The sequence below is a fragment of the uncultured Campylobacter sp. genome, assembly GCF_938040115.1.
Classification (GTDB): Bacteria; Campylobacterota; Campylobacteria; order Campylobacterales; family Campylobacteraceae; genus Campylobacter_A.
Genome location: NZ_CALHXD010000043.1, coordinates 1 through 3561, shown reverse-complemented (window position 1 = coordinate 3561; position 3561 = coordinate 1). Strand labels below are relative to the sequence as shown.

The 3561-nt window shown below is 43.9% G+C and carries 3 protein-coding genes; 2 read left to right on the top strand and 1 reads right to left on the bottom strand.

Annotated features, from left to right (window positions below):
* The coding region (locus tag Q0314_RS01815) for a methyl-accepting chemotaxis protein (protein ID WP_298055883.1) at positions 1–601 on the top strand (601 nt) is incomplete at its 5' end.
* 382 nt (positions 602–983) lie between these two features.
* Here the strand turns inward: Q0314_RS01815 and Q0314_RS01810 are convergent.
* The gene (locus tag Q0314_RS01810; protein WP_298055881.1) at positions 984–1421 is read right to left on the bottom strand and encodes a GatB/YqeY domain-containing protein; all 438 of its coding nucleotides are present in this window, start codon (positions 1419–1421) and stop codon (positions 984–986) included.
* Between the two features lie 130 nt (positions 1422–1551).
* Between Q0314_RS01810 and Q0314_RS01805 the strand changes: the two genes are divergently transcribed.
* Complete coding sequence (locus Q0314_RS01805; protein ID WP_298055879.1) at positions 1552–3096, top strand: inorganic phosphate transporter; 1545 nt, start codon at positions 1552–1554, stop codon at positions 3094–3096.
* The last annotated feature ends 465 nt before the right edge of the window (positions 3097–3561 follow it).

Sequence of the window (3561 nt, the reverse complement as noted above, 5' to 3'; positions counted from 1 at the left end):
CGGACGAGGTTTTGCCGTAGTCGCGGACGAAGTGCGAAAACTAGCCGAAAATACACAAAAAGCTACAAGCGAAATCGGCATAAATATCCAAACCTTACAACAACAAACAAACGATCTAAACGACAACTCCAACAAAATCACGCAAATAGCGCAAGTCGCAAACGTAAGCGTGTCTAAATTTAGAGATGCCGTGAACGTATTTAGCCAGGGTGCGACGCAAAGCGCAAAAATCTCAAAATACGTCGAAAACAAAACAATCGGTATCATCGGCAAGATCAACCGAGTAACGTATCTGCAGACCGCATACGGAAACGTCATCAACGAAAGAGGCGATGACGAAAATATGCAAAAACAAACGCAAAATTTAAACGCATGGTACGAGAGTGCGGCGGCGTATTTTGCAAATTCAAAAAGCTTCGAGAAGGCAAGCGCTCCCGCAAAACAAATAAGCGATCTAGTAAAAGCTAACCTAGACGACTCAAAAAATGGTTACAATATGAACGATATCCAAAAATTTGTCGATAGATTCGCCAAGGTCAAACAAGCAAGCGGCGAGATCTTTAAGATAATAGACGCGACGATAGAAGAAAGCGTAAAGTAACGTTATACGAAATTTGAGCTAAAAACATTTGGCTCAAATTTTGCTCTTTTGCATTGCTTTAAACCAAAAAATCCATTCTATAAAATTTTGCCAAAACCCATTTTGGAAAGCTTTACGTCATCAAAAACTCTAGAGCAAATTTACGCCCTCTATAAAAACAATTGGCTTCGGCAAAATTTATACTAGGTATCGCAAACTTAGCAAATTTACTCCACGCCGATCACAAGCCGCACGATATAAACTCTCCAAATTTGACAAAAACAACAATAATTTGCCGTGTTGCGTCAAATCTCATAAAGGCAAACCTACCTAAAAGCAAGCTTGCCCTTCTATAAAATTTGACCAAACCCCAAAGCAAATTCGGTCAAATTTAAATGCAAATTTAGCCCAGTAGCCTCTTTGCGCACTCGCTTATACTCTTGCCGTCGCTTCTAGCGCCTATTTTTTCTTTCGCAGCTTTCATCACGGTGCCGATATTTGCGCCCTCGCCAAGGCCGGCGATGATCTCTTTGATCTGAGCTTCTAGCTCGTCTGCATTTAGTTGCTTCGGTAGATAGCCGTTTATGATGTCGATCTCTTTTTGCTCGTTTTGCGCCAGATCGTCCCTGCCGCCGTTTTTATACTGCTCGATAGAGTCCATGCGGCGTTTGATCTGGGTTTGTAGGATCGGTAGCACCTTTTCGTCGGTCATCTCGATACGCTCATCGACTTCGACTTGCTTGATGACTGAGTTTATGAGTCTTAGCGTATCGCGGCGAAAGTTATCTTTTTCTTTCATCGCAGTCTTGATGTCCTCTAAAATTTGCTCTCTAATCGTCATTTTTTCTCCTTTAAATTTAAGTAGGCAAATTATAACGAAGCTAAAATTTAAAGCTAATAAAACCGCCTAAATTTGGCTTGCTTAAGAAAAATGTAGCTATAATTAACCATTCATTTTTAAAAGGACTTGCTTGAGAAGCGACAATCTTTTTGCCTTTGCGATCTTCGCTATTACCGCGTTTGGATTTTTCGTTTGGGGCTATCAGTACATCCCGACTCATCACTTTTTGCTTTTCAGTATCGCTAGTATTTTCGGTATCTTTATGGCGTTTAACATCGGCGGCAACGACGTTGCAAACTCATTTGGTACGAGCGTGGGCGCCAAGACCGTCACTATAAAGCAAGCCCTTGTTATTGCCGCTATTTTCGAGCTTAGCGGCGCGATATTTGCCGGCGGCGAGGTGACCAAAACCATCCGCGAAGGCATCGTGAGCTTTCCACAGGAGGGCACGGAGCCGATGCTTTTCGTGCTGATTATGATGTCGGCGCTTTTAAGCTCGGGTATTTGGCTATTTATCGCGTCTAAAAAGGGTCTACCTATCTCCACGACCCACTCGATCGTTGGCGGTATCGTTGGCGCCGGGCTTACGATGGGCTTTACGACTATGGGCGGAGATAAGGCTCTAGCTATGGTTTCCTGGGGCGAGATAGGCAGGATCGCCGTTAGCTGGGTAATCTCGCCGCTTCTAGGAGGCATCCTTTCTTACTTCATTTACGGCTACATAAAATCTAAAATTTTGATCCCGACTCGCAAATTTACCCTAGAGCTAAAGGTACTAAAACGCGAGCGTAAAGCCTATAAAGAGCGCTATTTACAAGAACTAAAAACAAAACCCGAAAGCGAGCAGATAAGGATACTAAGCAAGATCGCGGTCCTTGACGACGACGATGTCGAAAGCGGCGAACGCAGCGAATACAAGCTCGCTATAAAAGCCATGAAAGAGCGCGAAAAAGAGATCGATACGTCAAAAGCCATGCGTAAGCATATCCCGACGGTAGCGGGCATCGGCGCAATCATCATCTCATCGATGATGCTTTTTAAAGGGCTTGAGCATCTAAATTTAGACCTAGGTTTTATCGGCACGATCTGGATCATCTGCGTCATCGGCATCGTCACCTATCTCGCTACGCTTGCGATGATAAACGTGATGAAAAAAGACAATGCCGAAAAGAGCACGAACCGCATTTTCTCGTGGTTTCAGATATTTACGGCCTCCTCGTTTGCATTTTCTCACGGCGCCAACGACATCGCAAACGCCGTGGGTCCGTTTGCCGCGATTCTGGACGTGCTAAAAACAGGCTCCATAAACGCCACCGCTCCGGTGCCGGGCATCGCGATGGTGACATTTGGTATCTCACTCGTGGTCGGACTTTGGTTTTTAGGCAAAGAGGTTATCGCCACGATCGGTAGCAAGCTAGCCGAGATCCTGCCTACGACGGGCTTTAGCGCCGAGCTAGCGGCCAGTACCGTTATCCTGCTAGCTACAAAGCTCGGCATCCCGGTCTCCTCGACGCACATCCTCATCGGCGCGGTGCTTGGTATCGGTATCCTAAACCGCGACGCCAACTGGAAAATGGTCAAGCCTATCGTGCTTGCGTGGGTCATTACCCTACCGATTGCAGGCGGCTCGGCGGCACTTATTTACATGCTTCTAAAGACTATGTTAGGCTTGTAAATTCGACTATTCGCGAGCCGTAACTGGCCGATTTGTTTTGCCAAAACTTATAAAGTTAGTCTTGGTTTTTACCATAAAGTCACAGCAGTGCTCGGCAAATTTGAGCTAGTTTTGTTCAGGTATTATTTAAACTATGGTTTTATATAATTCTAAGCCTTTGGGCTGACTGCTTAAATTTGATGTCTATAACGATAATGTCTGCCTTACCAACTATTTTTTACAACAAACTCAAACAATCAAATAAAGGCTCTTGCAACTAAATTTTATAAAATTTAGCAAGCTATTTTTTATTTATGTATTCCGCAAATTAAATTCAGTAAACATAATAGAGTAGTCAGGTTTTTACTAGTTAAATCAACAATTTGACGGCTAGGTAAATTTGACGGCTAGGTAAATTTGACGGCTAGGTAAATTTGACGGCTAGGTAAATTTGACGGCTAGGTAAATTTGACGGCTAGGTAAATT

Bases quoted from the DNA above. Each gene is read 5' to 3' on its own strand.
- Q0314_RS01810 (WP_298055881.1), bottom strand. From the start codon at position 1,421: ATGACGATTAGAGAGCAAATTTTAGAGGACATCAAGACTGCGATGAAA.